Source organism: Sporofaciens sp. St.21A7 (genome assembly GCF_059728535.1).
On sequence record NZ_BAAGFN010000001.1, the window covers coordinates 2225494 to 2243259 of the forward strand.

The 17766-nt window shown below is 43.9% G+C and carries 22 protein-coding genes and 1 pseudogene; 19 read left to right on the forward strand and 4 right to left on the reverse strand.

The window, feature by feature from the left end; translation table 11 throughout:
- Nucleotides 1–4 precede the first annotated feature (4 nt).
- From AC6I3O_RS11040 to AC6I3O_RS11060, 5 genes are all read left to right on the forward strand, one after another.
- The gene (locus tag AC6I3O_RS11040; RefSeq protein ID WP_497850912.1) at nt 5–943 is read left to right on the forward strand and encodes a sensor histidine kinase; all 939 of its coding nucleotides are present in this window, start codon (nt 5–7) and stop codon (nt 941–943) included.
- Nucleotides 944–1126: 183 nt separating this feature from the next.
- Nucleotides 1127–2050: an ABC transporter ATP-binding protein gene (locus tag AC6I3O_RS11045; RefSeq protein WP_257465234.1), complete on the forward strand. Its 924-nt coding sequence runs from the start codon at nt 1127–1129 to the stop codon at nt 2048–2050.
- A complete protein-coding gene (locus AC6I3O_RS11050; RefSeq protein ID WP_257465235.1) occupies nt 2044–2748 on the forward strand; it encodes an ABC transporter permease in 705 nt (234 codons plus the stop codon). The genes AC6I3O_RS11045 and AC6I3O_RS11050 overlap by 7 nt, the downstream gene beginning before the upstream one ends.
- 11 nt (nt 2749–2759) lie before the next feature.
- Nucleotides 2760–3620, forward strand: a complete 861-nt coding sequence (locus AC6I3O_RS11055; RefSeq protein WP_257465236.1) for a DUF4097 family beta strand repeat-containing protein — start codon at nt 2760–2762, stop codon at nt 3618–3620.
- Between the two features lie 24 nt (nt 3621–3644).
- On the forward strand, nt 3645–3833 hold the full coding sequence (locus AC6I3O_RS11060) for a cysteine-rich KTR domain-containing protein (protein ID WP_257465237.1): 189 nt from the start codon (nt 3645–3647) through the stop codon (nt 3831–3833).
- Nucleotides 3834–3887: 54 nt separating this feature from the next.
- On the opposite strand, the gene AC6I3O_RS11065 is transcribed toward AC6I3O_RS11060, so the two are convergent.
- Entirely contained in the window at nt 3888–5273 is a 1386-nt protein-coding gene (locus tag AC6I3O_RS11065) for an MATE family efflux transporter (protein ID WP_257465238.1), read from the reverse strand.
- A 123-nt stretch (nt 5274–5396) separates the two neighbouring features.
- On the opposite strand from AC6I3O_RS11065, the gene AC6I3O_RS11070 reads away from it, so the two are divergent.
- From AC6I3O_RS11070 to AC6I3O_RS11105, 8 genes are all read left to right on the forward strand, one after another.
- Complete coding sequence (locus tag AC6I3O_RS11070; RefSeq protein ID WP_482573455.1) at nt 5397–5924, forward strand: PadR family transcriptional regulator; 528 nt, start codon at nt 5397–5399, stop codon at nt 5922–5924.
- 190 nt (nt 5925–6114) lie between these two features.
- Nucleotides 6115–7053: a GNAT family N-acetyltransferase gene (locus tag AC6I3O_RS11075; protein ID WP_016305940.1), complete on the forward strand. Its 939-nt coding sequence runs from the start codon at nt 6115–6117 to the stop codon at nt 7051–7053.
- Nucleotides 7013–8353: an MATE family efflux transporter gene (locus AC6I3O_RS11080; protein WP_497850913.1), complete on the forward strand. Its 1341-nt coding sequence runs from the start codon at nt 7013–7015 to the stop codon at nt 8351–8353. Before AC6I3O_RS11075 ends, AC6I3O_RS11080 begins: the two co-directional genes overlap by 41 nt.
- Nucleotides 8354–8372: 19 nt before the next feature.
- A complete protein-coding gene (locus tag AC6I3O_RS11085) occupies nt 8373–8570 on the forward strand; it encodes a cysteine-rich KTR domain-containing protein (RefSeq protein WP_022752044.1) in 198 nt (65 codons plus the stop codon).
- Between the two features lie 446 nt (nt 8571–9016).
- Entirely contained in the window at nt 9017–9487 is a 471-nt protein-coding gene (locus tag AC6I3O_RS11090; protein WP_482571940.1) for an RNA polymerase sigma factor, read from the forward strand.
- Between the two features lie 588 nt (nt 9488–10075).
- Entirely contained in the window at nt 10076–10525 is a 450-nt protein-coding gene (locus AC6I3O_RS11095) for a type II toxin-antitoxin system PemK/MazF family toxin (RefSeq protein ID WP_172538659.1), read from the forward strand.
- A gap of 61 nt (nt 10526–10586) precedes the next feature.
- Nucleotides 10587–10772 (forward strand): hypothetical protein, encoded by a 186-nt coding sequence (locus AC6I3O_RS11100; RefSeq protein ID WP_172538658.1) that lies wholly within the window; start codon nt 10587–10589, stop codon nt 10770–10772.
- A gap of 141 nt (nt 10773–10913) precedes the next feature.
- Nucleotides 10914–12644: a recombinase family protein gene (locus AC6I3O_RS11105; protein ID WP_497850914.1), complete on the forward strand. Its 1731-nt coding sequence runs from the start codon at nt 10914–10916 to the stop codon at nt 12642–12644.
- On the opposite strand, the pseudogene AC6I3O_RS11110 reads toward AC6I3O_RS11105, so the two are convergent.
- The 3 genes and pseudogenes from AC6I3O_RS11110 to AC6I3O_RS11120 form a co-directional block, all read right to left on the reverse strand.
- Nucleotides 12561–12773 (reverse strand): annotated as a pseudogene (locus tag AC6I3O_RS11110) (manganese catalase family protein); the annotation flags it as partial. The gene AC6I3O_RS11105 and the pseudogene AC6I3O_RS11110 sit on opposite strands and share 84 nt — an antisense overlap.
- A 3-nt stretch (nt 12774–12776) precedes the next feature.
- Nucleotides 12777–13046 carry a spore coat protein CotJB gene (locus tag AC6I3O_RS11115; protein WP_497850915.1) on the reverse strand — a complete coding sequence of 90 codons (270 nt, stop codon included), beginning with the start codon at nt 13044–13046 and terminating at the stop codon, nt 12777–12779.
- The gene (locus AC6I3O_RS11120) at nt 13043–13357 is read right to left on the reverse strand and encodes a spore coat associated protein CotJA (protein ID WP_497850916.1); all 315 of its coding nucleotides are present in this window, start codon (nt 13355–13357) and stop codon (nt 13043–13045) included. Before AC6I3O_RS11120 ends, AC6I3O_RS11115 begins: the two co-directional genes overlap by 4 nt.
- Nucleotides 13358–13493: 136 nt before the next feature.
- Here AC6I3O_RS11120 and AC6I3O_RS11125 point away from each other — a divergent pair, with 136 nt between their 5' ends.
- The 6 genes from AC6I3O_RS11125 to rsmH all read left to right on the forward strand — a co-directional run bounded on the left by AC6I3O_RS11125 (nt 13494) and on the right by rsmH (nt 17750).
- Entirely contained in the window at nt 13494–14684 is a 1191-nt protein-coding gene (locus AC6I3O_RS11125; protein WP_497850917.1) for an FtsW/RodA/SpoVE family cell cycle protein, read from the forward strand.
- A 130-nt stretch (nt 14685–14814) separates the two neighbouring features.
- Nucleotides 14815–15654 (forward strand): DegV family protein, encoded by an 840-nt coding sequence (locus AC6I3O_RS11130; protein ID WP_497850918.1) that lies wholly within the window; start codon nt 14815–14817, stop codon nt 15652–15654.
- Between the two features lie 95 nt (nt 15655–15749).
- The gene (locus AC6I3O_RS11135) at nt 15750–16004 is read left to right on the forward strand and encodes a hypothetical protein (protein WP_497850919.1); all 255 of its coding nucleotides are present in this window, start codon (nt 15750–15752) and stop codon (nt 16002–16004) included.
- Between the two features lie 108 nt (nt 16005–16112).
- Nucleotides 16113–16292, forward strand: coding sequence for a hypothetical protein (locus AC6I3O_RS11140; RefSeq protein ID WP_497850920.1), 180 nt, complete (start codon nt 16113–16115; stop codon nt 16290–16292).
- Nucleotides 16293–16358: 66 nt separating this feature from the next.
- Nucleotides 16359–16799, forward strand: coding sequence for a division/cell wall cluster transcriptional repressor MraZ (gene mraZ, locus AC6I3O_RS11145; RefSeq protein ID WP_497850921.1), 441 nt, complete (start codon nt 16359–16361; stop codon nt 16797–16799).
- A gap of 15 nt (nt 16800–16814) precedes the next feature.
- Entirely contained in the window at nt 16815–17750 is a 936-nt protein-coding gene (rsmH, locus tag AC6I3O_RS11150; protein WP_497850922.1) for a 16S rRNA (cytosine(1402)-N(4))-methyltransferase RsmH, read from the forward strand.
- The last annotated feature ends 16 nt before the right edge of the window (nt 17751–17766 follow it).

Consider the following 17766-nt stretch of genomic DNA (forward strand, 5'->3'; position numbering starts at 1 on the left):
AAGGATGAGCGATAAAACAATCATATTCTTTTTGGCAGTTGTTGTCTGCTTATTATTCCTTGTGGTTTTATACCAGCGTTTTATTTTTGGCAGGGGAATACAGGCAAAGATAAAACGGATGAATAAAAAGTTGGAGGAAATTTTAGAAACTGGTAGCGACGAGAAAGTAATGGTATTTACGGACAACCCTGTTTTGATGGAATTAGGGGGACAAATCAACCGCCTGCTGATAGACCGACAGAAAATAAGGGCAGATTTTAAAAGGGAAGAAATTTCTTCTAAAAAGATGCTGGCGAATATCTCCCATGACATAAAAACACCGCTAACGGTCATATTGGGTTATCTGGAAATTATGAGCTTGAACCATGCAGATAATGAGATGTTGAAAAAAGTAGAAACAAAAGCGAATCAAGTTATGAACCTTATCAATCAGTTTTTTACATTGGCAAAACTGGAATCTGGCGATACAAATATAAATCTTGGCAAAGTCAATATCAACGAGATATGCAGGGAGAATGTTTTGGAGTTTTACGATATTTTATTGCAGAAAGATTTTGATGTTGATTTGTTTATTCCAGAAACAGCTATTTTTGTGCAGGGGGAGAAAGAAGCCCTGCAAAGAATTTTATACAATTTATTGTCAAATGTAATACGCTACGGCTCCGACGGCAAATATTTAGGAGTTTTTTTGCGTCAAGACAAGGGTAATGTATATATTGATGTGGTTGATAAAGGGAAAGGGATTGAACAGGAATTTGCATCGAATGTGTTTGACAGGCTTTATACAATGGAAGATTCCAGAAACAGGGAAATACAAGGGAACGGATTAGGTTTAACGATTGCTAAGAACCTTGCAAAGCAGTTAGAGGGCGATATATTTTTAAACAGCATACCGAATGTCAAAACAACTTTTACAGTAAGCCTCAAAAAAATAACTTATTAAATTCCCTGCGAAAGAAATTCGTAAGAATTAGTCAAGAGTTTTGAAAATCTATATCGCTATAATGATATTCATAAAACACCTTTGGGCGTATTGCTATGTCCGAAAAAGGCGTTACTAAGGAAACACCCTACGGGTATCCCTCTATGCCAAAAAGCTGGCAACATTAAGGAAAGGAGGCAAAAAATGTCTTATATTTTGCAAACAAGCCATCTAAGCAAAACGATAGATGGGAAACAGTTAGTTACAGATGTGAATATCCATGTAAAGAAAGGTGAGGTATATGGATTTTTAGGACCGAACGGGGCAGGAAAAACCACGGTGATGAAGATGCTTACAAATCTATGGAAACCGACAAGCGGCACGGTTGCGCTGTTCGGGAAAGCATTGGAAAAAAACTCTTACGAGGTGCTGAAGCGTATGGGAAGCATCATTGAATTTCCTACATTTTATGACCATATGAGCGGAAAGGACAACTTACAGCTTCATTGTGAGTATATGGGATATTATAACAAAGGCAGCGTGGAGGAAGCACTCGGGATGCTTGGGCTTTCGGATGCGGCGGATAAGCCTGCGGGCAGCTATTCTTTAGGAATGAAGCAGCGTCTGGGGATTGCCCGTGCCATATTGTGCAAGCCAGAGTTAGTTATCCTTGACGAGCCGACAAATGGTTTAGACCCCGCAGGAATGAAGCAAATCAGAGATTTGTTTCGGATGCTATGTACCGAGTATGGAATGACGTTTATGATATCCAGTCATCTTCTCCCAGAAATAGAAAGTATTGCCGATACGGTTGGCGTTATCCATCATGGAAAGATGATGAAAGAAATATCCATGAAAGAAATTGCGGAAACAAATACGGCGTATATCGAGCTTGCCGTAGAGGATACAAAGAAAGCGGCGTATGTTTTAGCTGAAAAAATGCAGTTAAGTAATTTTAAAATCGTAAACGATTCGGCGATTCGTATTTATGAGCAGGGTATCACCACACAAAAGATTTCGAGGGAATTGATGGCAAATGATGTAGAGATTGCTTCCATCAGCCAACATACCGAAACATTGGAGGACTATTTCTTAAAAATTACATCGGAGGTGGGAAAATCATGTTAAAGCTTGTCAGACTTGAATGGAAAAAGAATAATATCGGGAAATATATCAAAGGCGTAATCATTATGGCGGCTCTGCTTGGCTTATTTGTTTTTGCGTTAGCGTTTTTGGGTATTGCCAACGACCCCGACGGAACACTGGATGCTGCGCCTGGGACAGATGTAATCTCCGCTCCCATTGAATTATTTACCAGCATGGCTTTTCTTATTTACACCAGTGTAATGTTGGCGACCTTTATTGTAAGCGCATACAAAAACAAGACCATGAATCTGATGTTTTCCTACCCTATTAAGCGGCAGAAAATCTTAGCTTCCCAAATGATTGCGGTCTGGACTTTTAATTTTGCCGCACTCATTTTAACAAAACTGGCAATTTATATGTGTGTGTTCTTTGGGGCAAAATTTATGCAGTCATCCTTTGTCGTTGATTTTTCAATAGGCAGTCTGTCATTTTATATACAACTGATACTAAAATCAGTGGTAATCGTCAGCATGAGCTTTATTGCCTTGTTTGTCGGGATGGCTTTAAAATCTTCAAAGGCAACGATTGTCACTTCATTTTTGTTGATTTTTCTCACGCAGGCGAACATTGGCGATTTCACAATGGCAGGCAACGCAGTATTTCCTATTATTTTGACGGCTATTTCTTTGCTTTTTGCCGCTTTGTCAATCATAAATGTGGAAAGCAAAGATTTAATGTAGGAGGCGGGGTTATGAATGTGAAAAAAATACTGTTAGCGGGGATTTTAGTGATAGCTTTTGGCATATGCGGATGTGGAAACAAGGAAAAAATAGATTCTAACGAGGAATTTTCGGCGGAAGGCATTTCAGAAATTGTATTGGATATTTCCTCTTGGAATTTAAAAGTGATGGCTTCCAGTGATGACAAAGTACACATAGCCTGCGAAGGAAAAGTAGAAAATGACCGTGATATGCAGGTTGTGCAGAAAGATGGAAAACTAATGGTACAGCAGGATGATGATACGGACAAAAATCTGGCGGAGCAATTTTCGTTTGGTGAAGCAGGGAAGATAATACTGTATATTCCTAAAGATAATGCTGTTTCATTATCCATGAACAATGGTTCGGGAGAGATGGAGTTGGAAGCGGTCAGCATTTCCGCTTTGTCCTTGAACAACCAGTCTGGCTATGTAACGATGTCTGATTTCATAGCTGAAAGCGTAAAAATAAAATCTCTTTCAGGCGATATTAAAATAACAGATGCTTCATGTACGGATTCTAATATCAATACAGAATCTGCATATGTTACTATGAAAAATGCAGTTATTGGAAAGGCTGCTGTTTCGACAGATTCTGGCGAAGTGAATATAAGCAACATAAACAGCTATGATTCCCTATCTGTAGAAACGGGTTCGGGAGATATAACATTGTCCCATGAAACGATGCCAGATAATTTATCCTGCCATATATCCAGTGGTTCGGACGATGTAACCGTACAGCTTAAGAATGCGGAATTCAGTACCGATACAGACGGATGTAAGGATGGGAGCATCGGAAAGGGCGAAAACAGTTTATCTATCATGAGCAACAGCGGAACAGTAATTGTAAAATAGTTTTGTTTTGGAGTGTAGAAAGATATGGAACGGTATCATTGGATATATTGCCCTGTATGCGAAAATAAGACACGCATGAAAATAAGGGAAGATACAGAAATAAGGAACTTCCCTCTGTATTGCCCGAAATGCAGGCAAGAAAGTTTAATCAATGTAAAATCATTAAAAGTAGTTGTTATGAAAGAGCCAGACGCACAGACGCAGAGCCGATGAACTTGTGGAAAACCTCACAGCTCATCGGCTCTATTTGTCAGAAAGAATAAATATTTAGTCGTTGTCTTTCGTGCTTATTGCGGTAGTTTGTTTCTGCATATCATTCAGCTTTTTGTGGAGCGGTATCGCCATGAATACCGTTATGACTGCGGAAAGCACATCGGCAATCGGCTGGGCGTACATAATTCCATTTAGCCCCCAGACAATCGGAAGAAGCAGGATAACGGGGATAAAGCAAATCCCCTGCCTGCAAGCTCCGAGGATAAAACCCTCTCTGCCTTTTCCCAAAGCAAGGAACAGGGAAGAATACACCGTATAAAATCCAAAGAGCATAATGGAAATGCCGTTTGCCCTCAAAGACGCTGCTCCGATGCGAATCATCTCGGCGTCGCCCTTTGTGAATTGGGAAACAATAGACGTAGGGAACAGAACCAGTATCACACCGAAAATTACACAGAAAGCCGTAGACCATAGGATGGAAGTCTTGATTGCTTCACGCAGACGGTCAAACTTCTTCGCCCCGTAACTGTACCCTGCAATGGGCTGAAAGCCTTTGATGAACCCGAATACGGACAAGCTGCCCATTGAAATAAGGCGGGTAACAACGCCCATGCCTGCAATGGCAGAGTCCCCGTAATCGCCAGCGGCATTGTTGATTAAGGAAATGGACACACTCGTTAAAATCTGGAATACCAATGTCGGGATGCCGATTTTGAAAATTTCAGACATGGTTTCTTTTGCGTATGTGCAGTCCTTAACCCGAAAATGGAATACGCTCTTTTTCCGAAAAATATAGGTCAGATATACGCAGGTTGAAACGATTTGTGAGATTGCGGTCGCTATCGCCGCTCCTGCCACGCCTAAATCAAACACATAAATAAACAGCGGGTCTAGGGCGATATTGAGTACCGCTCCCGTCAGCAAGGCACACATGGTTGTTTTAGCTGCTCCTTCGCTAGTCACAATGTTATTCATCGTGACATTGAACACATTGAAGATGCAGGAAACAATGTAAATTCCTGCGTATGTGGCGGCATAAGGCAGGATGCTGTCGGTTGCCCCCAAGAGCTTCAGTATGGGATGCAGGAACACCATAGAAATGAGAATGATGACCGCCCCTACGGATACGCTGCTGTATAAAGCGGTACTTGCCACTTTATCTGCATTTTCCTTATCCCCACGACCTAACAATCGGGAAATGTAAGAAGCCGCACCGTTTCCGAACAGCAGACCAAGACCGACAACAACCTGTCCGAGCGGATAGACCACGGAGATTGCCCCCATCTGGCTCTCCCCTAGCCCGCCGACAAAATAAGCGTCAACAAGGTTGTAGAAAGCATTTACCAACATGCCAATCATTGTTGGGATGCCCATTGCTAAAAGTGCTTTTGGTATGGATGTGCTGCCGAGCAGCTCCATCTTTTTACTTTGACTGTTCATTTTGAACTCCTTTCTCTTGACAAATAGTGCTATTTATACTACTATAAAATATAGTAGTTGTGTTGCGGGAATTATAATACTATAATTTATAGTAGTTGTCAATAGAAAAAGGAGGAATTTTAAATGGCGACCATTGACTTGATTGTATTGGGAATGTTGAAACGGGAATCAATGAGTGCATACGATATTCAGAAACTGGTGGAATACCGCAACATTTCAAAGTGGGTAAAAATCAGCACACCATCCATCTATAAAAAGGTTATCCAGTTGGAAGAAAAGGGGCTTATCACAAGCCGCACGGAGAAAGAGGGAAAAATGCCCGAAAAGGCGGTATATTCCTTGACGGATGCAGGAAATGAGGAATTTGAGAAGCTGATGCTCGAAATATCCTGCAAGCCGATTAACATATTCTTGGATTTTAATGCGGTTATTGTTAATTTAGAAAGCATGGAAAAGGAACAGCAGAGGGAATGTCTGGATAACATTGAAAGTAATATCAATATGCTGAAATCCTATCTTGAGGAGAACATGGACTTAAAAGAAAACGCTCCCGATGTTCCTGCCACGGGCATGGCAGTTCTGCAACAGCAATTTCGATTAGTGCAGGCAATCGAAGAATGGATAAGGGCATTGAAAGAAGAACTGCTGTAAATGAAGATGGTTTAAAACATAGCAAGAATGATGAAAAGATAGAAAACTCCTTGTGCTACAATATCTCATTGAACCCCTGCTTTGACATTTCGTAATGTTAAAAAAATGCGGGTGAAAACGAGGAAACACCACAAGGGTGTACCTCTATGCCCATAAAGCATGGGTGAGAATGAAGAAAGGAGGTCGCAAAATGCAAGGTCAGACAGTACGCATTGTTTCACAGGCTATCCGCTATATCGAAGAACATCTGCACGAAAAGATGGATTTAGATATGGTGGCATCGGCACTGCACTATTCCAAATACCACCTGCATCGGATTTTTACAAAGACCGTCGGCTTGACTATCCATGACTACGCAAAACGGCGGCAGCTTACAGAAGCGGCAAAACTTCTGGTGTTTTCTGCAAAACCGATTATCGAGATTGCCCTTATGAGCGGGTATGAAAGCCAGCAGGCATTTACGGATATTTTTAAGGCGATGTATAAGACTTCCCCTGCGGAATTTCGAGAAGCGGAAAACTTCTACCCGTTACAGCTTGAAATTTATCTGAAGGAGGAACTTATAAAAATGGATTTGACAAAAGACAATATAACATTTGCCACGCCCGAAGATGTGGATGACTGGATGGAACTGGTAAGCCTCACGATTGACGGCTATCCATGTCTGGATAAGGGAGATTACACCGCAAACCTGCATCGGTATATTGCGGATAAAAAGGCTTTGATTTTACGGGATGACGATATGGCTATTGGTGTGATGGGATTTTCGCCCGACACAGGAAGCATAGACTTTCTGGCTGTCCATCCACAGTATCGGCATCTCGGCATTACAAAGCTGTTCCTCGATAAGCTGGCAGAGGAATTACTTTGCGGGAAAGAGATTACCTTGACGACATATCGTGCAGGCGATAAGGCAGATACGGGCTGGCGGGAAGAATACCGCCGTCTTGGATTTGCAGAACGGGAACTGCTTGTGGAATATGGCTACCCGACGCAGCGTTTCGTGCTTCCACCGAAAAACAAGGAGGAAATACCGCAAGGGTATACCTCTATGCCCGAAAATACGGGCAGGAAAGGGGAAACAAGGAATGACCGAAACACAGAAAAACCCGTTGGCAGAGAGCTTTAACGCCATATCCCTCATCCGATTTGCTTTCCCAAGTATGGTGATGATGCTGTTTATGGGCTTATACACCATTGTGGATACGATTTTCGTAGCACGGTTTGTAAACACGAACGCCCTGTCGTCCATCAATATCGTCTGCCCCGTCATCAATCTGATTGTCGGTCTGGGGACGATGCTTGCAACAGGAGGAAGTGCGGTCGTTGCGAAGAAAATGGGGAATGGAAACACAGAGGAAGCCCGAAGTAATTTCACGTTGATTGTCGTGGCAGGGGCGGTTATCGGTCTGCTGATTACAGCAGCAGGGCTTTTCTTTTTGGATGAAATCATCTGGGGATTGGGGGCGAGTGAAATATTGTTCCCATATTGCAGGGATTATCTGACGATACAGCTCATTTTCGCCGCTTTTAACATGATGCAGGTGCTATATCAGAATCTGTTTGTGACGGCGGGGAAACCGACATTAGGCTTAGTGCTTGCTGTTCTGGCGGGGATTGCCAACATTGTTTTTGATTATGTTTTTATCGTTTTACTGCAAATGGGAATCAAGGGAGCTGCTATTGGGACAGGCATCGGATATATGATACCGTCAATTATCGGTACAATATTTTTTCTGATGAAAAGAAGTGAATTGCACTTTTGCAAGCCTAATATGGACGCATCTGTTCTGCTGAAAAGCTGCTCCAACGGTGTGTCGGAACTGGTAAGCCAGTGTTCGACTGCCGTAACGACATTTCTGTTTAATATAACGATGATGAAGCTGTTAGGCGAGGACGGCGTGGCGGCGATTACGGTACTCATCTACTCGCAGTTCCTCTTAACAACGCTTTATATTGGCTTTTCTATGGGAACAGCCCCCGTCGTAAGCTATAACTATGGGAGTGGGAATGTAAAACAGCTAAAAAAGACCGTCTGTATCTGTTTTAGATTTATAGTGGGGATTTCCATATTTGTATTTTTATTTTCCCTGCTTGGTGGAGAAAGCATTGCAAAGGTATTTGCCGAGGATAACAGGAATGTTTTTGAAATTACAAAGGATGGATTTGTCATTTTTTCATTCAGCTTTCTGTTCTCTGGATGCAATATTTTTTCATCCGCATTATTTACGGCATTGTCCAATGGGAAAGCGTCTGCAACCATATCTTTTCTACGGACGTTTGGATTTATTACAGTGTTCCTTTTGGCATTGCCGAGATTTTTAAAGGTAACGGGCGTATGGCTTGCAGTACCGCTTGCGGAGCTTTTCACGCTTATGCTGACAGTATATCTGCTATACAGGCATCGGAAACAATACAATTATTTTTGAAAGAAAGGCAGGCAGGAAATTGAAACAGACAGAATGGATATTATGCCCTGTCTGCGGGAGCAAAACCCGCAGCAGAATAAGGGAGGATACTATTCTGATAAATTATCCTCTCTACTGCCCGAAATGCAGGCAGGAAAGATTGATAGAAGTGAGAAATTTACAAACAATAGTCATCACAGAGCCAGACACAATAGATGCAGAGCCGATGAACGTGTGAGCAATCACAGTTTGTCGGCTTTTCTTTTTATATAACTAAAGGTAGGCACGTCCACCAAATTAAAAAAAACGGCGATTTGGTGGGCGGTATTGCTATGCCTGAAAGACTTAACAAGCACTCTCCAAACCTGTTTCAAGTTTGGAGGGATTTTTATTGCCTGCAAATAGCAATTTTCATTTACATATATCATATCGGGGATGGGTGGACAGCCTGTTAAAAAAATCCTTGTCAATGCAAGGGGGCTTTCTACCCAAGAAGTAGAAGTCAAATCTCTACATATAAGAACCAAAATATCTATAAACCGTGAGGGTGTGACAGCCTTTGCGGTTTTTCTTTTGTCGTTTTTTGTTAGAACATGCCGCAGGGCTGTTTTTGACGTGGGATGCCGTTCTCCGCCCGTCAATCTGGATTTCCAAAAAAATTCAGATTGATTGGAGGAAATTACAATGCTTGAAAAGCATCCAAACCGAAAAAAGGACAAGTATAATCCGTACACTTTGACGATAACCGAGGGACATTATTACCTCTCTTTTAAGGACGGGCGTGGAAAGCAGCAGAATATTGAGATTGACGAAATGCTGTACCAGACGTTTGACAGATTTGAGCTTGAGGACATATCCCATCTGAACAGGGTGAGCAGGCACATTGAACACTCCGAGCTGACCGAAGAAACGCTGAATGACAGAGCTTTTTATAAGGCAGAACGGATTGAGGATATTGTTTCAGAGAGCATCGAATACGAGCAGCTACATAGGGCGGTTTCCAAACTTCCCGAAGTGCAGCGGCGCAGGCTGAAGCTTTATTTTTTCGGGGAGCTGACCTATGAGCAGATTGCGAAGCTGGAGGGCTGCAAATATCAAGCTGTCCAGTGTTCCATAAAAGCGGCATTAAAGGCGATAAAAAAATTTATGAAATAATTGCCTTGTGTTGTGGCAGTTGAGTGAGCAAACAGGTGAAGGGGCTTAAAAACCCTTTCACCTGTTTTCCGTTATGGCAAAAACGGGACGGCTCTTTGAAAACCGAATACCCATTCACCAAATACATTCTCTTTGTGGCTGTAATAAGTGTAAGCGTGTGCAGCGATACGCCATGACCCGCCGAAAGGCAGTAAGCGAAAATTATCGACTGAAAATATCGGGCAGCTCCCGATTCCGCCATGACCCACAAAGAGGATAATGATACTCCCGTCCAGCCACAGTCCGAGCGGTAACCAATCCGCCGCAGGCAATGGGGGCGGCTCTGTCAGACCGACAGTTGGGGTGTAACTCCCGTGGCGTCAGTTTGCTGCTGACCGTTTGGTGACTTCCCTTTGCGTTATCACGCATCAGCATTTTCGGGGTGTCGGGGACAAATAGAAAATGCCTTTTATCATAATGCCAGATGCAGGGCGGTCTATCGGAACAGGGCTTGTTTTATGTGCTTCCGACTTTAAATACTTCCTTGTGTCTGGCTGTTACATAGGCAGGGTATTCCTGCCTAAATTCAGATAGGAGGTTCTAAAGAATATGGAAAGAACAATTAGGCGTGGCGACATCTACTACGCAGAGCTTAATCCCGTCGTCGGTTCGGAGCAGGGCGGCATACGACCCGTACTTATCATTTCTAATGATATAGGAAATAGCCATAGCCCGACAGTCATTATCGCAGCCATAACAGGTAAAACACAGACAAAGGCAAAATTACCGACACATACCGAAGTAAAGGATGTTGAGGGGCTTGACAGGGACTCTATCATCCTGCTTGAACAGATACGGACGATTGATAAGCGACGTTTGCGGGAATATATGGGAACTCTTGACAGGCGTTTTCTTCCTGCAATGGACAAAGCGTTGGCAATTAGTATTGGTTTAAACGGATATTCGCAATGCCCGATGAAGCAGGGCAGACTCTCGGCTTCTTTACCTGCTCATGAATGTTGTCCGCTGCATGATGACAGCGTTCAAAAAAAGGATTAGCCCTCTCGTTATATGGTACAATCATTCGCTCATACATTGAGAATGAGGGAGGTGTTGCCTGTTGAAGCATAGAGAATTTAGATATGTTGGCGAGCCTGTTCCAGAATTGAATGAGCAGGAACACACAGCATTTCTTATGAATTTTCAAAGGTCAATCCTTTTATCATTAGAAAAACGGAATCTGTTGACCGCATCACAGCGGGAACGCTGTTTGCTTGAGCTTGAAAAACAATATCGTCTAAATTAGAAAAAAGCAACGTCAGGCATAACCGCTTGACGTTTTTACATAGTCAAGTGTGAGAATTACAAATTTGCACATTCGACATGCCATTTTCAATTAACTATACTGAAAATACGGCAAGGGATTGTCGGGAAAGGAGATATTCTTATGTCAATAGATAAATACGAAACACTAAACCAAGAAAGGAAGATACAGCACACAAAGAGAAAGGTTGCCGCATACTGCCGTGTATCTACGGACAACGAAGACCAGGCAAATTCATTTGAAAGCCAGCAGCGTTATTTCAGACAATATATAGAACGTAATCCCGATTGGGAGCTTTACGAAGTGTTCGCAGATGAAGGCATCTCTGGTACGAATACAAAAAAACGGAAAGAATTTAACCGCATGATTGCGTGTGCAAAGAACGGTGATTTTGATTTGATTGTAACAAAAGAAATCTCCCGTTTTGCGAGGAATACCCTTGATAGTATATTCTATACCCGTGACCTCAAAAAGCACGGCGTGGGTGTTATCTTTATGAATGATAACATCAACACTTTAGACGGCGATGCAGAGCTTCGCCTTGCCATTATGTCCTCGATTGCACAGGAGGAAAGCCGTAAGACTTCCGAGCGTGTGAAATGGGGGCAGAAACGCCAGATGGAGCAGGGAGTTGTGTTTGGGCGGAGTATGCTTGGCTACGATGTGAAAGATGGCAAAATGTATATTAATGAGGATGGGGCAAAAGTTGTCCGTCTTATCTTCCATAAGTTTGTAAATGAGGGGAAAGGAACTCATGTGATTGCCCGTGAGCTTCGGGAGGAGGGAATTAAGCCCATGCGTGTAAAAGAATGGCAGAATACAGTCATTCTCCGTGTTATCCGCAATGAAAAATACTGCGGTGATTTGGTGCAGAAGAAAACCTATACGCCAGACTTTTTATCCCATGAAAAAAAGTATAACCGAGGACAAGAGGAATTTGTGATTATCAAAGACCATCATGAACCGATTATCTCCCGTGAGCTTTTCGATAAGGCAAACCGCATTTTGGATGAAAAATCGCTTTCACAGGAGGGCAAAGCAAAACACAGCAACCGTTATCCATTTTCTGGGAAAATTAAATGCGGATGCTGCGGTTCAAGTTATGTGGCGAGATATAAAACCCGAAAAAATGGAAGCCGCTATAAGGCGTGGCGGTGTCTTGAAGCTGCAAGACATGGAAGCCCTCATGTGGACAAAGCAGGGAATAAAGTTGGATGCAGTGGACTTAGCATACGCAACGAAGATGCAACCCACATCATGTACCTTGTCACGAGCAGCTTAAAATACAATAAGGAGAAAATCACTAATAATCTGCTTGCTATTATCAAGTCTATTATCGCAATGGATACCGCAGGTACAGACAGTGAGAAACTAAAATCACAAATAAAAGCCATTGAACAAAAACGCACAAACCTCATTGACCTTTATACATCTGGAGATATTACCAGAGATGAATTTTCAGCAGCAAGAGCAAAGTGCGAGAATGAGATTGCCGAACTGCAATCCGTGATAGATAGCATAGACAAACAAAGGGAGATGATAGAAAAACAGCAAGAGCTTGTCGCTGAAATTACAGAAGCGATGAATGAGCTTATAAACGGCGTGGAATATGAAGATGATTTTTACAAAGAAATCTTAGATAAAATGGTTGTAAACGACAAAGACCATATTGATGTGTATTTGAACCTGCTCCCTCTCAAATGGAGCTATACAGTTGCAAAAAGCGTAAACTGTCCGCAGGGTAAATCGCTAAAAAAAGCGCAGGCCCCTGAGATGGAACATTTCAGGGGCTTCTCTACCGATATCCGTCAGTATCCCAGTCACTTCCTTATAAGGCATCGTATACCGCTGTGACAGATACCGCATCGAAGCTGCAAGCTCTCCATCAGGTCCACCAAACTGAGTAATAATAACCTGCGCAATCTTAGGATTTGTCTGTGTAATTTTTACCGGGTGCTGTAATCGTTTCTCATAATTCCACATATACTAGCATCCTCCTTCCTGCCAGGGCCATGGCTCGTTGATCCAGCACCAGTATTCTGCCGGGGTGCAGGCTGTGTCAAGGGTCAGCGGGCCAAAATACTTGGCGTACTCCTTGAGCGCCTGCACCCGCTGTTTCTTAAATTCCTCGAAATACTCTAATGCGTCTTCATTGCATGGATGCGTATCCAGAAACAGTTTGACATCGTCAACTGCAAAACTGACCACGTTAATCCATTCTAATAATTCACTTCGGTTCGGTCTGCTCTCTGTCATCTGCAACAACCTCCCATCCCAATTCCTCTGAACGGTTTATCCAATTCCTCGAAAATAGTCCCCTTATGAAATCCTTTTTCTGCTTCGTAGAGATTCCGCCACTCCTGCCATGGAACGTAAGCCATAGCGAGGGGCATTCCATTCAGCTCGTCATACTCGGCATTGTCGTCACAGCATGAAGGCTCCGGGATAAGCTGAGCGGCCGACTGGCAGGACGGTGCGGGCTGCGGTATCGGAACCGGGGTAGGCGCAGGTCTTCCACAGCCGTTCCGCCGCATGTAATCCGATGTGTTATAGCGATAATTCGGCATATGTGTTGCTCCTTTCATAGAACGTTTGCAATAACAGTGTATGGGAAATTCAGAAAGTGGTGCGTGTTTTCCTTCGTTTGCAGGTTGTTTTTAGAGCGGTATCTGAGTATAATAGATACGATGGGAGTGTAAATATATGGCAAAGAATCAAAGAGTAAGAAAGCAGAAGACAGGGAAAACAAGGGACAGGGAGAAAAAGAGGGGGAATATGATTCGCTTCTTCGACTTCAACCTGCTTACTGTATTGATTTTTCTGATTTGTTTTGGATTGGTTATGCTTTACAGTACGACTGCATACAGCGCTTTAGTCGAACATGAGGACAGTATGTACTATTTTAAAAGGCAGCTATTTTTCTATGGTGTCGGATTTGTCGGTATGTATGTTGTCGAGAAGATTGATTACCATGTTTATATCAAATGGGCGAATATGATTTACTTCTTTTCTATCTTTATGATGGCTCTGGTGCAGACGCCGCTTGGAAAAGAAGTCAAAGGAGCAAGGAGATGGATTCGGCTGCCTTTCGGCCAGCAGCTTCAGCCGGCGGAGATTGCCAAGATTGCCGTGATTCTGTTTATCCCTGTGCTCATCTGTAATCTGGGAAAGGATATCAAGACATGGAAGGGAATCCGGAAGGTGCTTCTGTGGGGCGGCTTTTCGGCGGCATGCGTCTTGTTTCTTACGGACAACCTGAGTACGGCAATCATCGTGATGGGGATTACCTGTATCATGATATTTGTTGTACATCCTAAAACCAAGCCCTTTGTAATCCTTGCGGTGCTGGGAATTGCAGGTGCGATTGCGGGGGCTAAGGTATTAGGGACGATGCTTGAAACCAGCAAGAATTTCCGTTTGCGCAGAATCCTGGTGTGGCTCAATCCAGAGGGACATGCCGAGGAGGGGGGATATCAGGTCTTACAGGGATTATATGCCGTGGGGTCCGGAGGTTTCTTTGGAAAAGGTCTTGGGAACAGTGCGCAGAAAATGATTATGCCGGAGGTTCAGAATGATATGATTCTTTCCATAGTCTGTGAGGAACTAGGCGTTTTCGGTGTGATTATTGTGCTGGTATTGTTTGGGTTATTGCTGTACAGGCTAATGTTTGTAGCGCAGAATGCACCGGACATGTACGGCTCTCTGGTGGTGACGGGAATCTTTGCTCATGTGGCCCTCCAAGTGGTGCTGAACATTGCTGTTGTGACGAACCTGATACCTACGACGGGAATTACGCTGCCGTTCATCAGTTATGGCGGGACGTCCAGTTTGTTTCTAATGGTAGAGATGGGAATTGCTCTGGGAGTGTCCGGGAGAATAAAAATCAGCGAATAAAATACTTTCTTTTCCGGCATAAATATGGTATGATAAACCATGTAGTATTGAAAACTACATAGTATAGAATTTAATGACATGCCCAAGTGAGATTAGAACCGTATGATAAGAGCATGCCGGGAGGGTGGATATGAGTTATAAGATTATAGTAGATAGCTGTGGAGAACTGACAGACGAGATGAAAGCGTCGGGGCTTTACGAGACGGCTTCGCTGGAGATTGACGTAGATATTTATCATATAATAGACGACGAGACGTTTGACCAGGCGGATTTCCTGAAGCGCGTAGCGGCATGCCCCACGTCGCCTAAGTCTTCCTGCCCGTCTCCGGAGCGGTATATGGAAGGGTATCACTGCGACGCGCAGCATGTGTATGCAGTAACGCTGTCGGCGGAACTGAGCGGTTCTTATAACAGTGCGATTCTGGGGAAGAACCTGTACCATGAAGAATACGGCGAGAAGGATATCTATGTATTTAACTCACGTTCGGCGTCCATCGGCGAGACGCTGATTGCGTTGAAGATAGCAGAGTGTGAAGATAAGGGTATGGAATTTTCACAGGTTGTTGAGACGGTAGAGGCTTACATCGATGGACAGAATACCTATTTTGTCCTGGAGACGCTGGATACCCTGCGTAAGAACGGCAGGCTCAAGGGCGTTAAGGCAGTGGTGGCAACGGCGCTGAATATTAAGCCGGTTATGGGCGCGACGCCGGATGGGAATATACAACAGCTCGGGCAGGCAAGAGGAATCAAGAAGGCACTGGCGAAGCTGACGGAAGAGGTTGTGAAAGATTTGAAGGATTCCAAGGAGAAGATCCTGGCGATTTCCCACTGTAACTGTCGGGAACGGGCAGAATATGTGCGGGATACATTAATGAAGAAAGCGGATTTCAGGGATACGATCATTTTGGATACGGCGGGCATCAGCAGTATGTATGCTGCGGATGGCGGTGTAATTGTGGTTGTATAATTTTCTAATCTGTGGTAGAATGAATTCTGGTACGGACTGCATGAAGGTTTTATGTTTTATGCGGATATCAGGTTGAGAAGGAGAAATCAGGAGACATGAGCCAGGAGAAAGTTGACAAATATAAACAGGAAAAAGCGAACCGTAAGAAGAATATGAAGAAGGAGAAGTTCCAGAATGCGCTTAGGAAGTGTGTTGTGGCGGTTGTAGGCGTGGTGCTGATTGGATGGATTGGCTATTCTGCGTATGGGACGTACGAGGCTAAGAAGCCTAAGCAGGAGGCGCAGCTTGATTATTCTGCGATGACGGGGCTGAATACAGAGCTTGAGAAAGTGCATGGGACGGCAGAATAAAAGATGTGCATCTATAGGGGGGAGATATTGCCGGGCATAGATTGGCAGCATATTTTGCGGTATATACTTAGATTATTAAGAGACAGTAGGAAAGAGGAGCAGATAATTATGAGATTATCTGCTCCTTTTTGTCTGGTAAGGTATGGCTTGGCAGAAGAAAAAACAGTTGTTCAGCAGCCGGTAAACGGCTGTTCGAGAACATATTTTCCTTTTTTGTGCAAAATCCCTAAAAGTGAAAAAAGGGTTGAAATACTCAAAAAAGTGGTTTACAATGGTGACAAGTGGTAGAGAGTGGTAGAAAGTGGAGCAAAGTGGTGGGAAAGTGGAGCCACTTGGAAGAAGGTGGGTTCATACATGTTAAGGGGGGAGTATAGCCATAATATAGATACCAAGGGCAGACTTATTATTCCTGCGAAGTTCCGTGAAGAATTAGGGGAGAATTTCTTCATAACTAAGGGAGTGGATAAGTGCCTGTATGTATACCCAGAGAATGAATGGCTCGCCTTTGAAGAGCAGCTGAACAAACTACCTACTACGACTGACAAGAAAGCCCGCAGTTTTGCCCACTTTTTTCAGGCAAGCGCAATAGAGGGAGAATTGGACAAGCAGGGAAGGACATTGATTCCTTCCGGTCTGAGAACGTTTGCGCATCTGGAAAAGGAAGTAGTATTTATCGGTATGGGGAAGCGTGCCGAGATTTGGGACAAGGCAAGATGGGACGCAGAGAATGCTGAATTGGAAGAAAACATTGAGGATATTGCATCCGATATGGAAGCGAGCGGATTTAGTATCTGATAAGAGGGAGAGGATATGGAATTCGGGCACAGATCAGTATTGTTACAGGAGACAATCGATGGATTATCCATCAAGCCAGACGGAACCTATGTGGATGGCACTTTAGGAGGCGGAGGACACAGCCTTGAAGTGTGTAAGCGTCTGGGATCAAAGGGGAGTATTGTAGGAATAGACCAGGATGCCGCTGCCATCAAGGCAGCAGGTATTCGACTCAAAGACTTCGGGGAGAAGGTCACGATAGTCAGGAGCAACTATTGTGAGATGAAGTCGCGGCTCCATGAATTAGGGATTGACAGGGTCGATGGAATTATTCTCGACTTGGGCGTATCATCGTACCAGTTGGATACGGCAGAACGGGGGTTTTCGTACCGGGAGGACGCGCCGCTGGATATGCGGATGGACACCAGGCAGAAGATGACGGCAAGAGACATTGTCAATGGCTATGAAGAGAAAGAACTTTACCGCGTTATCCGGGATTACGGGGAGGATAAGTTTGCGAAGAATATCGCCAGACATATCGTAATGGAGCGCGAGAAAGGGCAGATCGAGACCACAGGGCAGCTGACGGAGATCGTCAGGAGGGCGATACCAATGAAGTTCCAGAAGAAATCCGGGCATCCGGCGAAGCGGACGTTTCAGGCGATTCGTATCGAACTGAACCGGGAACTGGAGGTCTTGCGGGATTCTTTGGACGACATGATCGATTTGCTGAATCCAGGAGGGAGGTTATGTATCATAACATTCCACTCACTGGAAGACAGGATCGTGAAGAGCGCATTTAAGAAGAATGAGCATCCATGCACCTGTCCATCGGATTTTCCGGTATGCGTATGCGGGAAAGTCCCAAAGGGGAGTATTGTTACGAAAAAGCCGATTTTGCCGGGCGAGGAAGAACTGAAGGAGAACAGCCGCGCAAAGAGCGCGAAGCTTCGGATCTTTGAACGGGCATAACAGAAGAAGGCAGGAT

Bases quoted from the DNA above. Each gene is read 5' to 3' on its own strand.
- AC6I3O_RS11040 (WP_497850912.1), top strand. From the start codon at position 5: ATGAGCGATAAAACAATCATATTCTTTTTGGCAGTTGTTGTCTGCTTA.
- AC6I3O_RS11045 (WP_257465234.1), top strand. From the start codon at position 1,127: ATGTCTTATATTTTGCAAACAAGCCATCTAAGCAAAACGATAGATGGG.
- AC6I3O_RS11050 (WP_257465235.1), top strand. From the start codon at position 2,044: ATGTTAAAGCTTGTCAGACTTGAATGGAAAAAGAATAATATCGGGAAA.
- AC6I3O_RS11055 (WP_257465236.1), top strand. From the start codon at position 2,760: ATGAATGTGAAAAAAATACTGTTAGCGGGGATTTTAGTGATAGCTTTT.
- AC6I3O_RS11060 (WP_257465237.1), top strand. From the start codon at position 3,645: ATGGAACGGTATCATTGGATATATTGCCCTGTATGCGAAAATAAGACA.
- AC6I3O_RS11065 (WP_257465238.1), bottom strand. From the start codon at position 5,273: ATGAACAGTCAAAGTAAAAAGATGGAGCTGCTCGGCAGCACATCCATA.
- AC6I3O_RS11070 (WP_482573455.1), top strand. From the start codon at position 5,397: ATGGCGACCATTGACTTGATTGTATTGGGAATGTTGAAACGGGAATCA.
- AC6I3O_RS11075 (WP_016305940.1), top strand. From the start codon at position 6,115: ATGCAAGGTCAGACAGTACGCATTGTTTCACAGGCTATCCGCTATATC.
- AC6I3O_RS11080 (WP_497850913.1), top strand. From the start codon at position 7,013: ATGACCGAAACACAGAAAAACCCGTTGGCAGAGAGCTTTAACGCCATA.
- AC6I3O_RS11090 (WP_482571940.1), top strand. From the start codon at position 9,017: ATGCTTGAAAAGCATCCAAACCGAAAAAAGGACAAGTATAATCCGTAC.
- AC6I3O_RS11095 (WP_172538659.1), top strand. From the start codon at position 10,076: ATGGAAAGAACAATTAGGCGTGGCGACATCTACTACGCAGAGCTTAAT.
- AC6I3O_RS11105 (WP_497850914.1), top strand. From the start codon at position 10,914: ATGTCAATAGATAAATACGAAACACTAAACCAAGAAAGGAAGATACAG.
- AC6I3O_RS11115 (WP_497850915.1), bottom strand. From the start codon at position 13,046: ATGACAGAGAGCAGACCGAACCGAAGTGAATTATTAGAATGGATTAAC.
- AC6I3O_RS11120 (WP_497850916.1), bottom strand. From the start codon at position 13,357: ATGCCGAATTATCGCTATAACACATCGGATTACATGCGGCGGAACGGC.
- AC6I3O_RS11125 (WP_497850917.1), top strand. From the start codon at position 13,494: ATGGCAAAGAATCAAAGAGTAAGAAAGCAGAAGACAGGGAAAACAAGG.
- AC6I3O_RS11130 (WP_497850918.1), top strand. From the start codon at position 14,815: ATGAGTTATAAGATTATAGTAGATAGCTGTGGAGAACTGACAGACGAG.
- AC6I3O_RS11135 (WP_497850919.1), top strand. From the start codon at position 15,750: ATGAGCCAGGAGAAAGTTGACAAATATAAACAGGAAAAAGCGAACCGT.
- AC6I3O_RS11140 (WP_497850920.1), top strand. From the start codon at position 16,113: ATGAGATTATCTGCTCCTTTTTGTCTGGTAAGGTATGGCTTGGCAGAA.
- mraZ (WP_497850921.1), top strand. From the start codon at position 16,359: ATGTTAAGGGGGGAGTATAGCCATAATATAGATACCAAGGGCAGACTT.
- rsmH (WP_497850922.1), top strand. From the start codon at position 16,815: ATGGAATTCGGGCACAGATCAGTATTGTTACAGGAGACAATCGATGGA.